Source organism: Neobacillus solisequens (assembly GCF_051233465.1).
Classification (GTDB): Bacteria; Bacillota; Bacilli; order Bacillales; family Cytobacillaceae; genus Neobacillus.
Genome location: NZ_JBKFGJ010000023.1, coordinates 58155 through 74807, shown reverse-complemented (window position 1 = coordinate 74807; position 16653 = coordinate 58155). Strand labels below are relative to the sequence as shown.

Here is a 16653-nt window from a genome sequence, read left to right as displayed (position 1 = left end):
TTTCGATTTGTCTTTCATTACCACTTTGAACGACAGTTTTGCTGAACAGCCATTTGGATTTGTCTTTCAATACTGCTATGAACGACAGCCTTACTGAAAATTCAATTGGATTTGTCTTTCAACCCTGCTATGAACGACAGATTCACCGATAAACCAATTCGATTTGTCTTTCATTACCACTTTGAACGACAGTTTTGCTGAACAGCCATTTGGATTTGTCTTTCAATACTGCTATGAACGACAGCCTTACTGAAAATTCAATTGGATTTGTCTTTCACTACCACTTTGAACGACAGGATGACTGAAAAATCACTTGGATTTGTCTTTCAACCCTGCTATGAACGACAGATTCACCGATAAACCAATTGGATTTGTCTTTCAACCCTGCTATGAACGATAGATTTACCCAAAAACCACTTGGATCTGTCTTTCACAAAAAAGGTAACTCTCATTTATATCCTTTTTCCGAATTTCTCTTTATTTTATCCACTTACACACCTTCCCGGGAAAACTTTCGTTGTGCCCAGGTATCCAGCCTCTTCACATGCTTCTTCCCAATCGTAAATCCATACACAATCAATAGCACAATAATCAGAGTATACAAATCAACTTCCTGGGTGGCGGCAAAATTTACAATCCCCATTAACACCTGTGGGATGACTCCTGTTAATGCGAACAGTACGGTTGCCACCTTGAACCAAAAGCTTGATTTCAAGCCGTAACGCGCGTATAAAAGGAAGAAGGTCGAGGACCAGGCCAAGACTTCGAGACTTACTAAGATTACCCATTTGTTTTCAACAAGAAATTCCAACAACATTCCCTCCCTTATAAAAAAAAGCCAAGAAGAATCATCGTCAAAACGATTAATTCTCCCAGGCTTTTATCCTTCCGTGTACACAGAGAACATTCTGTGCGTTTTCTCTTGGACCAGACTGACTCAGGTAAGCCACGGAACCCTAGAAAACCATTTATTTTTATTTTTTAAAATGATATGGCAAGGTGGAAACAATGACATTTTTTTTGTAAAGCAAATACGTACGAATCAATAAACTAGATTGGTTGTGCAGGATGTGATGCCAGTTCTTCTTTGTAATAAATTGCGGGATCAGTACGGTAACTTGGTAGTTGTTCTCACTGGCCTTATTCTCAATTGTATCAATAAATTTCGATAAGGGTTGCAAAATACTGCGATAGCGAGATTGCAGAGTAATCAATCTGACTTCCGGATGCCATTGCTCCCATTTTTCCTCAAACCGCTTCTCATCTTCCCGATCAAAGGAAACATAGACTGCATATATTTGATCGGTTAACGATTTGGCATAATTAATGGAATTTTCCACGACCTTTGTGATTCCAGCGACCGGAACAATGATGACATTTCCATCAACTTGAATGGCCGGTGTTTGACAATCTACCCGGAGCTGTTCACCTACATCACTATAATGTTTATTAATTCTTAAAAACAGTAGAACGATCAATGGTAAGAAAATAAAGACAAACCAAACCTGGCTTAATTTCGTGATGAAAAAGATCATTAATACCGTGAAGGTGATTAAGGCACCGATTAGGTTCGCTGTTAGTTTGGTAATCCAGCCGCTTGGTTTCTCCCGAAGCCATTTTATGATCATCCCTGTTTGCGATAAAGTAAATGGAATGAATACCCCTACTGCATAAAGTGGGATGAGGGACTCCGTTTTCCCTTGAAAAGCAACAATCAACACAATCGATGCTAATCCCAACATGACAATCCCGTTCGAATAGCCTAGACGGTCACCACGAATGGTAAACATCCTTGGCAAATATTTATCCTTGGCCAAGCTAAACGCTAATAATGGGAATGCCGAGAAGCCGGTATTGGCCGCCAGCACCAGGATCAAAGCGGTTGAACCTTGGATGATATAGTACAGAATATTACGTCCAAACGTTTCTTTGGCAATTTGTGAGACTACGGTTTCATCATGTTTTGGAGAAACACCATAGTAATACGCTAAAAAGGTGATACCGGCAAATAAAAATGCTAAGAGTGTCCCCATCAACACTAATGTTCTGGCTGCGTTTCTTGGTGCAGGGTCCTTGAAATTAGGAATGGCGTTGGAAATTGCTTCAACCCCTGTTAGGGCCGAACACCCTGAAGCAAAGGCACGCATTAATAAAAACAATGTGATTCCCTGGACTGGTGCACCAATTGGAGCATGTAATTCAGGGGAAATTTGTCCGGTTAAAATTTTATAAATTCCAACACCGATTAAAATAAATAAAATGATGACAAACAAATAAACTGGGTACATCAAGATCGTAGCAGACTCCGTGAGCCCACGAAGGTTCAAAATCGTAATGATCACGACTAGAACACTGGCTATTAAGACAGTATGGGCATGCAATGAGGGAATCGCTGATGTTATGGCATCAGTTCCGGCTGATACACTAACAGCAACAGTAAGTATGTAGTCTACTAGCAAGGATCCCCCGGCAATCAAACCGGCCTTTTCACCAATATTCTCCTTCGATACGATATAAGCTCCTCCCCCTTGAGGGTACGAGTAAATGATTTGTCGATAGGATAAAATCAAAGCTGCTAATAAAAATAACACTCCCGCAGCAATTGGTATGGAATACCAATAGGCAATTGCGCTAATTGTAGCCAGCACAATGAGAATTTGCTCTGTTCCATAAGCGACAGATGATAAGGCATCTGAGGAAAGAATCGCCAGTGCTTTTAATTTGTTCAGTTTATGTTCGCCAAGATCGGTTGATTTTAACGGACGGCCAATCAATAATCTTTTAATAGAAGATAACACGTGATTCACCCACCATAAGTAAAATTACCGATTGATTGTAACATACCCTAATAACAAAGTTGAAGGGGTTTCTATGACAAATATAAGAAGATTTCAATTGATTAATGATGATAACGTTATCATTTCCTCATTCATAAAAAAACTGCATGGAATCTTTTCCCATGCAGTTTACTCTCGAGCCTTATCTATTATTATAAAAAACACATATAACAGCATGGAAATAAAGACAGAAATAGCTGCTGCCTTATAAATACTGCTGTAGCCAAGCATATGACCGATTTGGCCAAAGATCATGGCCCCGATCCCTATTCCTAAATCAAAAAAAGAAAAGAAGGTGGCGTTGGCCATTCCTCTACGATGTGGTGAAGTTTTTTCAATTGACCAAGCCTGCAAGCCAGGCTGGACAATCCCAAAACCTAATCCATATAGGCAAGCCGCCCCGTAAAGCACTATACTATTCGGAAGCCAGGCTAATAATGCCATAGCTACCAGAATCAATAAAGTTCCAGGAATAAAAATGGCCTGATGCCCTTTTCGGTCATAAAGCTGACCGGCAAAGGCACGCGTCGCCATTAAAGCAAGAGCGTAAATCAAAAAGTAAAGCTGGATTCCAGCGATATGTTTTTCAGCCGTATAAAGCGGTAGAAATGAGGCAATTCCCCCAAATGTAACCGTAATAAAGAACATCAACATGGATGGTCTTACTGCACTTTTTTCATAAAGATCAAATATTGCTCTTGTTTTTTCAGGCTTCTTTTCTACCTTTTTATATTTAATTTTGGAGGAAAGCGAAAGCGCAATAAGCCCTAATACTGAACAAATGATGAAAAACAGTTTAAATGTAAGTGTATCTGACAGAAGCAGTCCTAAAGAAGGACCAATGGCCATAGCAACATTACCGGAAAGACCGTAAAAGCCCATTCCTTCTCCTCTTCTAGCAGGAGGGATGAGGTCTGTTGCAATGGTTCCGGAAGCCGTTGTCGATAGTCCCCAGCCTGCCCCTTGGACAACCCGCATAGCAAATAACAGAGCGATACTTGCTAAAAATCCAAAGGATCCTACAGAAAGGACAAAAATAGCTAAACCGGTCAAATAAACAATGCCTCTGCCTTTCGTTTCTAAGGCATGACCAGCAAAGGGGCGCAAGAGCAGAGATGAAAACGTAAAAATCCCTACGACAAAGCCAATCAACTGATCATTGCCTCCCAAGTCTTCAACAAATAAAGGGATCGTTGGTAAAGTCATTTGAAAGCCAAGAAAGATAAAAAAGTTGGCAAATACAATTAAAATGAAGTCTTTTGTCCAAATTTTATCCTTTACTAGTTGTTGTTCCATAGACGTCCTTCTTTCAATGCAAGTATGAAAAGCGCTCCTACATCACTGTAGAAACGCTTTTCTAAAAAAGTTACATTTCTTCAGGTGCTTCAATTCCCAATAGACGTAAACCTTCTTTGAGAACTACAGTCACACTGTAGACAAGTGCCAGACGAGCCTCGCGCTCTTTACTGTCTTCCAAAACCTTAACCTCGGCATAGTATTTGTTAAACACTTGGGCAAGGTCCACGATATATTTTGCCACTTGGGAAGGATCGTAATTCACACAAGCACGTTTAATGGCATTAGAGAATTCCATTAAGAAGCTGACCACTTTCCATTCTTTTTCCCAAGATGTTTGGTAATCAGCCGCCGAGCTTTCAGGTTGCCAATTTCCTTTTCGTAAAATGGAACAGGCACGGGCATACGTATATTGAACGTATGGACCGGTTTCCCCTTCAAAACGAAGCATTTCCTCTAAAGAAAATTCTATATCGTTCATGCGGTTATTTTTCAAATCATGGAAAATGACGGCACCGACACCTACCTGCTCAGCTACTTTGTCCTTATTAGGCAGCATTGGGTTTTTCTCTTCTATGTTATGTCGAGCCATCGCTATAGATTCATTTAAGACTTCTTCCAGTAAAACAACCTTCCCTTTACGGGTGGACATTTTCTTACCGTCTTTCAGCATCATGCCGAATGGGATATGCGCCATTTTTTCAGCCCATTCGAAGCCCATTTTGCGTAATACCGCGATCAGTTGCTTGAAGTGTAGGCTTTGCTCATGACCAACCACATATAAAGAATGGGCAAAGTCGTAATTTTCTTTACGGTAAATAGCCGCCGCTAAGTCACGTGTAGCGTAAAGGGTCGCCCCATCTGATTTTTTAATTAAGCATGGTGGCAATTCTTCTTCCGTTAGTTCAACCACTTGCGCCTGGTCAGACTCCACAAGAAGTTGTTTTTCTTCCAACAGTTTTACTACGCGGTCCATTTTATCATTGTAGAAAGCCTCACCAGCGAAGGAATCGAATTCAACATTCATTAAATTATAGATTCGTGAGAATTCCTCCAGTGATTCATCACGGAACCATTGCCATAAATCCAATGCTTCTTGGTCGCCATCCTCCAGCTTTTTGAACCAAGCACGTCCATCATCCTCAAGAGATGGATTGGATGTTGCTTCATCATGGAATTTGATGTACAAAGCCAATAATTCTTTAATTGGATTTTGTTTTACCTTTTCGGCATCGCCCCATAGTTTATAAGCTGTAATCAACTTACCGAATTGGGTGCCCCAGTCGCCAAGGTGGTTGATTTTAATCGGCTTATAGCCGCACTTTTCTACGATTTTAGCGATTGCATTCCCTATTACGGTTGAACGCAAGTGCCCCATTGAAAAAGGCTTGGCGATATTAGGGGAAGACATATCGATGGTGACATTGCCGCCTGCACCGAAATCTAGTGAACCAAATTCACTCTTTTGAGCGATAACATTGCCAATTACTTGTTCAGAAACAAGCTTCTTGTTTAAAAATAAATTTAGGTAAGCTCCTACTACTTCGATTTTTTCAAATGTCGGTGACTGAATTTTTTCGCTTAATTCCTGCGCAATCAAATTAGGCGCCTTACGCTTTACCTTTGCTAACGAAAAGCATGGGAAGGCTAAATCACCCAATGACTGATTTTTCGGTTTTTCAATTAGTATCTCGAGTTCTGCTACGGATAGCTCTCCTTCAAGCGCTACAGATAATAGTTCTGCCAATTCTTTTTTAAAGTTCATGTTATTGACCTCCTTTTTTTCTATAAAACAACAAAAAACCCCCGCCTCTTTAAAAAAGAGACGAGAGTTTGAATTCCCGCGGTACCACTCTAATTGTTCAAAATGAACCAGCTTTTCCTTGTTAACGGAGTGTTCTCCGGCATCCCCTACAGTTATTCGGGTATGCATCTCCAAAGTGCGCTTCATTATCCGTTCTGTTTCAGGCTCCCACCATCCCTGAATCGCTTTGACATCCCTGATAACTACTCTCTTTTTCATTGATTTTTACGATACATTATCAGTTATTATACTGGATATAAAAGGATTTATCCAGTCCCCGCAGATGTTTTTTTCAAATTGGGCAATCTAATTGGCAAAGGAGATGATGGATGATGGCCAGAAGAAACAAAATTCTTGTTCCCGAAGCAAGACGGGGATTAGACCAATTGAAGGCAAGGGTCGTTGAATCACAAACACCTGAGGATGCCAAATTTGAGGCAGCCGAGGAAGTCGGAGTCCCTTTAAAAAAAGGTTATAACGGACAATTGACGTCCGAACAGGCCGGTAAAGTTGGCGGACGGCTTGGCGGCAGCATGGTCCGCGAGCTTGTTAAAATGGCTCAGCAAAACATGGCAAAACGACCTTAATAGCTAAAAAGACTTGTGTGGATCACAAGTCTTTTCTGCTATTTCTGTAATAAAAACACCTTCATGATCTCGGCTATTTCCTCTGAACTCAGCGGCTCATGATTTTTTTCCCAGTCGTAAACCAGGGCTATATACATTTTAAAAAGCAAATAACTAGTGATTTCTGTATTTGCAGTCGGAATTAAACCTTTTTCAATGGCTGTATCAAGCTTTTTCTTTAGAAAGGCGATGATTTCTTCCTCTACGTGCTGAAGCATTTCGGAAACGGCGATTGTTCCCATCTCTGACTCTTCCTGGGCCAGCTTGATCATAAGCTGATGTTGGGAGCGAAACTCTAATAAATGGTATAAGGCCAGGTGTACATTTTCAGTAAACGGAAGATTTTCCTGTATGACACCGTTTGCTTCAGCAATCATTTCTTTTACGAGCGTTGACATGATCTCTTCAAACAGTTCTTCTTTATTTTTAAAAAAAGTATAGATTGTCCCTTTTCCAACATTGGCAAGCTTTGCGACCTGATCCATTGTTGTGGCCTTATAGCCAAATAATGAAAATGACTTGGTTGCAGCTTCAACTATCATTCTTCTTCTATCAGGAGCCATGTGCACCCTCCGTTCTTATTGACCAATTTAGTTTTATGGTCATTCTCATCTAATTTTAATATAACATAGCCTTTACACCAATACAAATAAACTTGTAAAGAGAATGGAAAAAAGCATAGTGGAAGTTCCTGGGCGATTTGATAAAGATAGATCACAGAGTGGATAATTTTTACATTATCCCTCCATCTCACTTTTAATCTTTTATTCATATTCCATTCATAATCCGAGCTTAAGATGATGGCAAAGATAGATAGGAGATGATTGGAATGCTGAAACCCATTCAGAAGTTAGTTCAATTTTCAAGCAGTAAAAACGGCTCAAAGGTCATTCTTTCGATTTGGATCGCCGTTGTCATATTATTAAGTTTTTTAGCTCCTTCTTCAAAGGACTTTTCTGTTAGCAGCAAGGAAGGAAGTGTAAAAAACGATCCCCCTTCTGCTATTGCTAAACAGGTACTAAAAAAGCAATTCCCTAGTAAAGAAGGGCTAACTGGGTTACTCGTTTTTCATCGGGACAATAAAATCACAAATGAGGACCGGAATAAGATTTCAGAAGTTAGTAAATGGCTCTCTTCAAACGATAAACCTAAGGAGTTGGAAGGGGCCGTACCTTTTCATCAGTTGCCCAAACCAGCGCAGGATCAGATGTTTTCAAAAGATGGAACAACCCTTCTTCTTAATTTTAATTTAAAAGAAGGTGCTGATTCTCATGCAGCTAATGAAACCATTAAAACGATAAATGACAAACTGAAAGAGATGAAATTAGGATCTTTACAGGTTGAAATCACGGGGCCTGCCGGAATTTCTTCAGATACCATTACTATTTTTAAAAATGCTGACTTTGTTTTAATGCTTGGTACGATTGCTTTAATTTTTGTGATTTTGTTGGTCATTTACCGATCACCTTTACTCGCCGTCATACCTTTAGTTATCGCCGCAATCGTATACCAAGTGGTTGACCGGGTATTAGGAATGGGCGGCAAGAACGACTGGTTTGTGTTAGATAGCTCAGCGATTTCTATCATGCTGGTTCTTTTGTTTGCAGTTTTAACTGATTACAGCTTGTTTATCTTCTCTCGATACCGCGAGGAATTAAAAAAATTCCCTTCCCAGTATAGCGCGATGGGAGAAGCGATCCATCATGTATCAGAACCCATTTTATTCAGTGGCGGTACCGTGCTTCTTTCTGTTTTAACACTATTTGCAACGGTGTTTGAACCATATAATCATTTTGCACCGGTTTTTTCAGTGGCGATGGTGTTTATTCTTTTAGCAGGTTTAACCCTAATCCCGAGTATGTTTGCGATCATGGGACGCAAGGCATTCTGGCCGTTTGTGCCAAAGGCCACTGAACAATTAAATAAAAAGCAAGGCTTTTGGAAGAAAGTCAGTAAGCAAGTAGTAAAACATCCAGCCATCATTACTGGTATTCTCATGATTACCTTGCTAGCTGGTGCCTTGAATACTCTATCGATTCACTATTCGTTTAATATTATGAAGTCGTTCCCAGACGAGCTTTCATCTCGTAAAGGATTTGAATTATTGGAAAAGCATTATCCAGCCGGGCAACTGGCTCCAGTTACCGTCATTTTAACCAAGGATAGCGAAATAACGATTGATGATAAATTTTCTAACAACGTACAAACTCTCGAAAATAAACTGAAGTCCATCAAGGGTGTTGATTCCATTACTCAGGGTGTAACCGTAAATATGAAGCAAGTCCCTCAGGGAATGATCAGTGAAGACAAAAAGGCCGTAAAGCTACAATTGGTATTGAAAGATAATCCATATGATACAAGTGCACTAGAAACGGTGAAGCAGTTACGAAATCAAGATAAGAGAATGCTTAAAGATAGCGGATTCCCTGCTGATCACTATCAATTACATTATGATGGGCAAACAGCCGAACAATTAGATATTCGCGCCATGAACCAGCAGGATATGATTATTTTGTTCTCTTTCGTCACCATTCTAATTACAATTATGTTGGGAATTCAGACACGTTCCATCTTTATGCCTATACTAATGATGTCAACGATTCTGTTATCGTTTGTCGCAACACTGGGATTTGGCTGGATTATTTTCCACAATATCTTAGGTTTTGATTCCATCAGCTACCGTTTACCGGTCTATGCATTTGTATTTATGGTCGCATTGGGCGTTGATTATAATATTATGCTTGTTTCTAGAATTAAAGAGGAAGCGGCTCATGTATCTTGGAAAGAGGCGGTTGGAAATGGGGTCGCACTAACCGGAGGTGTTATATCTTCTGCCGGCATTATCCTTGCAGCTACCTTCGCCGTTTTGATAACCCAGCCGTTACAGGAATTGTTCTTATTCGGAATGACCATGGCACTAGGCGTCATTATGGATACTTTCTTAGTAAGAGGCATGCTGTTACCTTCAATATTAGTACTATTGAAGAAAGGAAATCCGCAAATGACTGTTTCAACAGATCAAAAAGTAATAGGTGAATAAAAATAAGGCAGCCGAATTTTTCCGGCTGCCCTTTTTCTATTTATGCACAACTAGATGAGCAAAATGAAAGTGATCAAAGGAATGCAGATCATCATCTCTGTCTTTGAAATACATCTCTTCAATATTTTCTGGAGCAAGATTTTCATACACTAACATGTTGCAGTCTTGGATTTCAAAATCTAGTTCGAACGGGTCAAACCCAGTAACCATTTTTTCCCCTGTTTGAGCAGTTATTTGGCGCATTTGGATTAATTTCTTAGAGGCAAGTTTATCATGAAAGGCGGTATCATCGAGGTAATCAAATACAAAGGAGCTGCCGCTTACGGTCATTTCTGAAATAGTTGAAAGTAGTTTGTAAAAATCACGTTTCCTTAAATACATCACAACACCTAACAAGCTAAAGTAAGTCAATTTCTGCTCATGATACCCAATATTCTTCAACTCTTCCCTGAGTGAATCATGTGTAAAATCAACAGGAACAAATCTTACATTTTTAGGAATTTCAATCCCCAATTCTTTCAGTCTTCTCATTTTAAATGCTTGTGTGGCAGGGTGGTCCACTTCATAGATCATAAAATCGTTAGGGAGATTTTTCTGTCTTAAGGCAAAGGTATCAAGTCCTGCTCCTAAAATCACATATTGGCTAAAACCACGTTTGATCGCAGCCAACAGACCATCCTCTGCATATCTAGCTCTGCTAACTAACTGCGGAACCGTTTGATGATTCATCACCCATTCCAATTTTTCCGCAGCCGAGGTCAATTGCTCCACCTTTTCCGGATTAAAGAACGCAATCGCCTGTGCCCAATTACTACTTATGAGTTCCTTTTCCTCATCCAACAAAATTTCATTGGCAACACCGTCTTGAAAAATCGGATTCCTGCTAGATGCTGTGTGATACCCTCTGGCAAAACAACTCACTAACGCTGTTAAACTTCCCTTACTATTTTCCAAAAGAAATTCCCCCTTAAACGCAAAAACTCCTAGGCCTAATGATCGGCTAGGAGTTAATTTTAAGAGAAAAATATTTTAAAGTCAACAATTTAAATATATATTATAACATAAAAATAATTATTTGTCAATACGTTTTATATGTATTTTTCAATTTACTCCATAAAGATTGTTCCTGAAGGAGCCAATGCACAACTTCATCTATCAATGGTTACTCTACTCCATTAAAATTAAATTGTATAGCCAACATGATTAACAGATAATGTCATAAAATTGAAAGAGAGGTTACATCTCTTAGATACAAGGAGGTAAAATTACAATGAAAACTAGAAAAACAATGATCTTAACCTACTCAGCAATGGGAATTGCCTTAAATGTCATATTAGGCACCGTTGTGTCTTCACTGAAAATCCCCTTTCTATTCTTGGATACGATTGGAACCGTCTTAATATCTGTATTATTCGGGCCTTGGTGGGGTGTCTTGACTGGGGGATTAACAAATGTCGTACTAGGTGCAACTACAGGTGCTTCAGCCATTTTCTTTGGGATCGTTAATATTGCCATTGCATTGGTTGTCGGTTTTATGTCAAGAAAATTTGATTTTACTAAATGGTATATAGCCATTCTTACTGGACTTATTTTATCAGTAGTTGCACCACTTATTGGAACACCCATTGCTGTTGCTGTTTATGGTGGCTTAAATGGCAGTGGCATGGATTTGGTAGTTGTATGGTTAAGGTCTGCAGGAGAAAGTATTTTTGCTTCCACATTTCTATCAAGAATTGCTGGGAATTTTGTAGATAAAATCATCACCTGTATGCTCGTCACGTTTATGATTTCACGCTTACCCAATTTTTCAAAAATCATGGAGAGGGAAAAACGACATGCAGCGTAGTAAAAAAATCTTAATCGTTTCTCATTGCATTTTAAACCAGAATACGGTCATTGAAGAAGAAGCAAGAGCTGAGGGGGCCGTTCAATCAGCGGTAGAGTGGGCTATGAAGGAAGGCTTCGGATTTCTCCAGTTGCCCTGCCCAGAGTTTACATTTCTAGGTTTAAACCGCCCGCCAATGACGTATGAAGAATATGACATTCCAGAATATCGTCGGCATTGCCGGGAGATTTTAACACCGGTTATCCAGCAAGCAGAGGAATATGTGAAAAATGGCTATCAAATGGAGGAACTACTTGGAATTCAAAGCAGTCCTTCATGCGACCCCTCCAGAGGTGTGTTTATGGAGGAGCTTTATGGAATGCTTGCTGATAAAGGGATCACATTAAAAAAATTAAGATACCTTCCTAATACGAGTAATCCGATATTCAATAGTGAAGTCCATAGTATGATGAAGAATTAATATTAAGAAGAAGCCAACCTCCTATTTATGGTGGTTGGCTTCTTCTTTTTCAAGAATTATATATATCCGCTTTGGAAAAAATAATCGAAAATATTAATCAAACATTTGATTAAATCTTATGTTTGCCTGGAAGGAATGAATGACATCAGTGAGAAAAATTAAACTTTATACTGCATGTGTTACTTTTATTTTTTTGATTACAGGCTCTTTCCTTTATTTTTTCCAGAATACATATGGACAAGAGATTGATCCATTGAATATTCATTATGGAAAACATACCAAGCAGACATTAGATATTTACAGAGCAAATACCGAAAAAAAATCACCAGTCATCATTTATGTTCACGGCGGGAGCTGGACTGCGGGGGATAAAAATAATGTTTCAAAGAAACCACTATTTTTTACCAATCAAGGTTTTGTGTTTGTATCAGTCAATTACCGCCTTTTTCCCGAGGCAAGCTATCACGAAATGACTGATGACCTATCCTCGGCCATTAAATGGATTTATGTTCACGCGGACCACTATGAAATTGACAAAACACGAATTAATTTAATGGGCCATTCTGCCGGTGGCCATTTAGTTACGCTAATCGGAACAAATTCGAAATATTTAAATAAGGTTGGTCTTTCACCTCTGTCAGTGAGATCCATTATTGATTTAGAGGGTCCCGTTGATTTATCACTGTTAGTTTCAAGGGATGCAAAGTTTAAAAGGGTATTTGGTGATAATAAAATGGATTGGGCAGAGGCTTCTCCACTTGCTTATGCCAAAAATCAATATGCGCCTCTTTTTTTAGTCAATCACAGAGATTCATCTATTAAAACCTTTTTGGAAGTTGCAAGTTCTGCAGGCAATACAGTAAAATACTTCGAATGTCGAACACTTTCTCACCGGGGAATTACCAAAGAGCTTGGGTCTACTACTACTTCAGAGGAAGCCAAGGACCTAACAAATGCCGTAGTTGATTTTTTAAAAACCTATAATTAAAAAACCATCTGCCTAGTAGTATTTTAGGCAGATGGTTTTTTTACAATTAAGTAGCTTTATGCTTTGTATTCTTATTATTTCATGGATGACTAAAATAAAAAATGAGTGGTTCATTTTCAAAGCTATTGCTTCCCCTTACTTAGCTGTTCCCGATCTTCAAATTTCGGCGGCTGCTCCATCCACCCTCTTTCAATCATTAGATTCAACCCGTCTTCCCCGAAATCTCCTGCTTTGGTTATAAAACCTGCGTACATGGCACTTATGTCCCTGCGCATGGTTACACCTAATCCAGCCCCGTAAGTAATCATCCCGAGATTCGATAACATTCCGACGACAAATACCATTAATTGATCCGAATATGGAGCTACGGTGGAATTGGTTATGGTTTGATCCCAAGACATCCCGGTTGGTATATCACTTTCCATTAATACATCATGAATGGAACTCAGGATATGTTTACATAGGTGTCTACCATGAAGAAAATAATCACGAATCTCTTTTTCCTTGGCAACCTGAGAAAAACCAATACATGTTGCTTTTCCAATTTCATTTTGTATGTAGTTTATCATTAAGTGGGTCACTTCAATCCCCAACAACGATCGTCTGCGGCCAAACCATCCGGTCAAAAAATCCTCCTTATGAATAAACTCAACTTGAGTAGGATAGTTCATGAATGGCATTCGCACAAAAATGCCTTTTTCCTGCATGACATTCACGACCTCATTATAAAGCAGTGAGGTGTCATCAAAAAATTGATTAAACATTTTACGGATATCATCTCTTGCCGCTATAGAAAATCCAGACGTATGTGAGGTTAGGGCAAACCTGCACATTTGTTGAACATACTGGACATAAAATAAATCAGAGAATAGTTTTGGAGCATTTGTAACCACGTGTTTTTCAGGCTTGAATCCCTCAGGAACTGCAATTTGTTCTTTTATAAAGAGGTGTTCCACCTCAATCATATGTTGTTCCGCGATGTTTCTCGTTTTTTTCAGTAGAGGTAGAATATCTGGGTCGGAACACGTTTCTATAAAGTGGGCCATGAGACAAATTACAACACTATCATTTATATATGTACCCCATAATGCAGAAATTTCACCACAGGTTAGTTTTACAATCTCATTTTTATTATTCATCACAATTCCCTCCATACTGTTACTTTCTCCTTAATGGAGGATATTTATAAGGATAAAAAAAAGAAACAGGTTTTATATAAATCCTGATTCTTAAGAAAATACCTTATAATTATTTTTCCCGGCTCTTTTGGCTCCATAGAGAGCAACGTCACTTTGTTTCAACAATTCTAATCTGGACGTTCCATCCTTAGGATAAAAGGCAATTCCAATACTTGAAGTCGTATGAAATGAATATTCACCAATCTCCCAAGGTTCTTGAAGGGCAGTAATGATTCGCTCTGCAATATTTATGGCATCTATTTCTTCATTCAGTTCTGGAACTATAATGGTAAACTCATCGCCGCCTTGTCTGGCAAGGCAATCCATTTCCCTAAGACACCCTTTTACTCTTTGAGCAAATTGTTTAAGGAACTCGTCTCCTATATCATGCCCCAGATTGTCGTTGATTTGTTTAAAGTTATCAATATCCATATATATCACAGCGATATATCGATTATTTAATTCTGCTAATCTTATCTCTTTCTCTAAACGATCATTAAACAATCTCCGATTCGGCAGGCCTGTCAGAGTATCATGGAACGCCAAATAGGTCAGTTTTTCCTCATACATTTTTCTTTCTGTAATTTCTCTAGAAACGATAAGGAAGTGTTCGAATTCACCGTTTTCATGGAAAATGGGTGTTGCTTTTGCCTCCACCCAAATCCATTCCCCCCTAATGTTTTTAAAACGAAAATGAAAAACGCGAACATCCTTGCTTTCAACCATTTCATCAAAATGCTTGCGGACATGTGGGAGATCATCTTGGTGCATAAATTCCCTACCACGTTTTCCTTCATAAGCTTCACTCGGAAATCCCAAGACTGATACATGGGAAGGAGATGCATACTTAAAAATCCCTTCATAATCAATGATACAAACTAGATCTGTCATATTTTCCGCGATTAGTCTATATCTTGCTTCGCTTTCACGAAGTGCCTCTTCTGCTTGCTTCTTATTGGTTAAATCATGGATTATCATGAAATAGGCAGGTTTCCCTTTGAAATTTAAAGAAATTCCCCGTACTTCCACATCGATTATTTTACCATCCAATCGAATTGCTTTTACTTCCGTTGGAGAAATAACAATTCCATGCTGGTCTAATTTACAGATCCGTTCCTCAACTACATCTTTATATTCTGGTGGTGAAAAGTCAAGTAGCGACTTTCCAATCAGATCATCTAAAGAAGAGGCTGCTAATAAATTCATGCAGGCTAGGTTCGCATGAAGGATATTACCCTCACTGTGAATCATAATGGCTTCAGGATATAGTTCAATAAATAAATCTTGTTGTGCTTCATACCCTTCCAGTTGCGTGCCATGCTCCATATCGATCACCAGATATACCACCACTCTTTCATTATTAAGCTATATTTTATGCACTATCATTATATACTCCTATTCGACAAAAATCGACTTTTATAAAATGGAAAAAATAAGACAATCAACGAATTACTGTTCTCGATTTTATACCAGAGAATAATAAGGAGCAATACAGACCTTATTTCTGCCTGTCTTTTTCGCTTGATATAGAGATTTGTCGGCATCTTCAATCAGCATAGCAGGATCAGTGGTCGTATCCTGAAAACTTGCTACTCCAATAGAGATGGTTAGTTTGATTTTCTTGCCTGAGAAAAAATTAAACGTATGATTTTCAACGTTTTCTCTAATCCGCTCAGCAATCTCCACTGCTCTGCTTAAAGGGCAGTCCCTCAATAATACCGTAAATTCCTCACCGCCATTTCGGCTGACAATATCAAAAGGTCTTGTGTTTTTTTGTAAAACAATCCCTAACTCTTTAAGGACGGCATCTCCCACTTCATGCCCATACGTATCGTTAATATGTTTAAAAAAGTCGATATCGATATAAAGTAGAGAAAGCTTTAAATCATTCTCTTTTGTCTCTTTTATTAAATGCTTAAAGACCTCATTAAATTTCCGCTTATTATTTAATCCTGTTAAACTGTCTGTTACTGATTCCTCCAAATATTTATCATAAAGCCTTTGGCTTCTTCTAATATATCCAATCACGTAGAAAGATAAATAAGCTGATAAGCTGGAGACCAGCCAATAAATGGGGATTACTTTTATAAACACACCGATATTATGAACAAGGTATCCAAATATCGCTGAGAACATGAGATTATTAAAGGTTAAAATCATGGTAACTTTAAACTTTTTTGAAAAATTACGTTTTGAAAAATAGATTGCAAATAGCGTCCCTGAAACACTCATCAGCAAAGCATAGTAAAAAACATTAGTGGAAATAAAATACCTCCCGATGATTGTTAAAAACATTGAAATAATTGCTGGAAGAGCACCTCCATAATAAGCTACCAGGATGGTAGGAATGTGACGTAGATCCACGAATGTCCCACTAACTTTAATACTAAATAGCATAAGTAAAATGCTTAATAGACCTCCCCATATCCCAGCTAGAACCTTTATGATAGAGGGAGAACGGGAGGATAATGGGAATTTTTTAAAAATTTGCGAGTAGAAAAACAGGATGGAGACAAGTATTGATAAATTAACAAATAAGTCCTTTATAATCATACAAAATCACCAACAGACAAGATTA

At 38.7% G+C, this 16653-nt stretch carries 14 protein-coding genes, 1 riboswitch and 1 other annotated feature; of the genes, 5 read left to right on the top strand and 9 right to left on the bottom strand.

The genetic code is table 11. From position 1 onward, the window contains the following. Positions 1-490 precede the first annotated feature (490 nt). The 4 genes from ACI3K6_RS21215 to argS all read right to left on the bottom strand — a co-directional run bounded on the left by ACI3K6_RS21215 (position 491) and on the right by argS (position 5898). Positions 491-814: a hypothetical protein gene (locus ACI3K6_RS21215; RefSeq protein ID WP_435556409.1), complete on the bottom strand. Its 324-nt coding sequence runs from the start codon at positions 812-814 to the stop codon at positions 491-493. Positions 815-867: 53 nt separating this feature from the next. Further along, positions 868-971, bottom strand: a riboswitch (guanidine-I (ykkC/yxkD leader). Between the two features lie 3 nt (positions 972-974). Further along, positions 975-2798, bottom strand: a complete 1824-nt coding sequence (locus tag ACI3K6_RS21210) for an APC family permease (protein WP_435556408.1) — start codon at positions 2796-2798, stop codon at positions 975-977. A 168-nt stretch (positions 2799-2966) separates the two neighbouring features. Next, positions 2967-4133, bottom strand: a complete 1167-nt coding sequence (locus ACI3K6_RS21205) for an MFS transporter (RefSeq protein ID WP_435556407.1) — start codon at positions 4131-4133, stop codon at positions 2967-2969. A 70-nt stretch (positions 4134-4203) separates the two neighbouring features. Further along, positions 4204-5898, bottom strand: a complete 1695-nt coding sequence (argS, locus tag ACI3K6_RS21200; protein ID WP_435556406.1) for an arginine--tRNA ligase — start codon at positions 5896-5898, stop codon at positions 4204-4206. 53 nt (positions 5899-5951) lie between these two features. Beyond that, positions 5952-6165, bottom strand: a binding site (T-box leader). A gap of 104 nt (positions 6166-6269) precedes the next feature. On the opposite strand from argS, the gene ACI3K6_RS21195 reads away from it, so the two are divergent. Beyond that, a complete protein-coding gene (locus ACI3K6_RS21195) occupies positions 6270-6524 on the top strand; it encodes a small, acid-soluble spore protein, alpha/beta type (RefSeq protein WP_435556405.1) in 255 nt (84 codons plus the stop codon). Between the two features lie 38 nt (positions 6525-6562). Here ACI3K6_RS21195 and ACI3K6_RS21190 read toward each other — a convergent pair whose 3' ends face one another. Beyond that, positions 6563-7126: a TetR/AcrR family transcriptional regulator gene (locus ACI3K6_RS21190; protein ID WP_435556404.1), complete on the bottom strand. Its 564-nt coding sequence runs from the start codon at positions 7124-7126 to the stop codon at positions 6563-6565. A 266-nt stretch (positions 7127-7392) separates the two neighbouring features. Between ACI3K6_RS21190 and ACI3K6_RS21185 the strand changes: the two genes are divergently transcribed. Beyond that, positions 7393-9603 (top strand): MMPL family transporter, encoded by a 2211-nt coding sequence (locus tag ACI3K6_RS21185; RefSeq protein WP_435556403.1) that lies wholly within the window; start codon positions 7393-7395, stop codon positions 9601-9603. A gap of 36 nt (positions 9604-9639) precedes the next feature. Here ACI3K6_RS21185 and ACI3K6_RS21180 read toward each other — a convergent pair whose 3' ends face one another. Beyond that, positions 9640-10557, bottom strand: coding sequence for a class I SAM-dependent methyltransferase (locus tag ACI3K6_RS21180; RefSeq protein WP_435556402.1), 918 nt, complete (start codon positions 10555-10557; stop codon positions 9640-9642). Between the two features lie 316 nt (positions 10558-10873). On the opposite strand from ACI3K6_RS21180, the gene ACI3K6_RS21175 reads away from it, so the two are divergent. The 3 genes from ACI3K6_RS21175 (at position 10874) to ACI3K6_RS21165 (ending at position 12897) form a co-directional block, all read left to right on the top strand. Further along, the gene (locus tag ACI3K6_RS21175; RefSeq protein WP_435556401.1) at positions 10874-11449 is read left to right on the top strand and encodes a CD3073 family putative ECF transporter S component; all 576 of its coding nucleotides are present in this window, start codon (positions 10874-10876) and stop codon (positions 11447-11449) included. Further along, positions 11439-11909, top strand: a complete 471-nt coding sequence (locus tag ACI3K6_RS21170) for a CD3072 family TudS-related putative desulfidase (protein ID WP_435556400.1) — start codon at positions 11439-11441, stop codon at positions 11907-11909. Before ACI3K6_RS21175 ends, ACI3K6_RS21170 begins: the two co-directional genes overlap by 11 nt. Positions 11910-12048: 139 nt before the next feature. Continuing rightward, complete coding sequence (locus tag ACI3K6_RS21165) at positions 12049-12897, top strand: alpha/beta hydrolase fold domain-containing protein (RefSeq protein ID WP_435556399.1); 849 nt, start codon at positions 12049-12051, stop codon at positions 12895-12897. Between the two features lie 122 nt (positions 12898-13019). On the opposite strand, the gene ACI3K6_RS21160 is transcribed toward ACI3K6_RS21165, so the two are convergent. The 3 genes from ACI3K6_RS21160 to ACI3K6_RS21150 form a co-directional block, all read right to left on the bottom strand. Then, positions 13020-14036, bottom strand: a complete 1017-nt coding sequence (locus ACI3K6_RS21160; RefSeq protein WP_435556398.1) for a DUF3231 family protein — start codon at positions 14034-14036, stop codon at positions 13020-13022. A 90-nt stretch (positions 14037-14126) separates the two neighbouring features. Continuing rightward, positions 14127-15401 (bottom strand): diguanylate cyclase domain-containing protein, encoded by a 1275-nt coding sequence (locus tag ACI3K6_RS21155; RefSeq protein WP_435556410.1) that lies wholly within the window; start codon positions 15399-15401, stop codon positions 14127-14129. Positions 15402-15539: 138 nt separating this feature from the next. After that, a complete protein-coding gene (locus ACI3K6_RS21150; protein WP_435556397.1) occupies positions 15540-16628 on the bottom strand; it encodes a diguanylate cyclase in 1089 nt (362 codons plus the stop codon). Positions 16629-16653 lie beyond the last annotated feature (25 nt).